Here is a 467-nt window from a genome sequence, read left to right as displayed (position 1 = left end):
CCGTTGCAGGAGTACCTGGATGACCCGACCGTCGAGGAGGTCTGGGTCAACGAGCCGGGCAAGGTCTTCGTGGCCCGTGACGGGCAGGCCGAGCTCACGACGACGATCCTTTCCGCCGACCAGGTGAGGGACCTGGTGGAGCGGATGCTCAAGACGTCCGGCCGCCGCGTGGACCTCAGCTCCCCGTTCGTCGACGCGATGCTGCCGGACGGTTCCCGGCTGCATGTCGTCATTCCGGACATCACGCGGGAGCACTGGGCGGTGAACATCCGCAAGTTCGTCGTCCGGGCCAACAGGCTGGACGACCTGGTGGGGCTGCGAACGCTCACGGCACACGCTGCCGCGTTCCTCGAGGCGGCCGTGGCGGCGGGCCTGAACGTCCTGGTCTCCGGCGGCACACAGGCCGGAAAGACGACGATGCTCAACTGCCTTGCGGCGGCTATCCCGCCCAAGGAGCGCGTGGTCAC

1 protein-coding gene is annotated in these 467 nt (G+C 68.3%); it reads left to right on the top strand.

Features of this window, described 5'->3' with window-relative positions:
- Window positions 1-467, top strand: a 467-nt coding sequence (locus tag EG885_RS22430; RefSeq protein ID WP_131579086.1) for an ATPase, T2SS/T4P/T4SS family, incomplete at both ends; no start/stop codon positions are given.

The organism is Paracoccus nototheniae, from assembly GCF_004335005.1.
GTDB lineage: Bacteria > Pseudomonadota > Alphaproteobacteria > Rhodobacterales > Rhodobacteraceae > Paracoccus > Paracoccus nototheniae.
The sequence above is the reverse complement of the archived record's forward strand: the minus strand, read 5'-3'. Positions and strand labels throughout refer to the sequence as shown.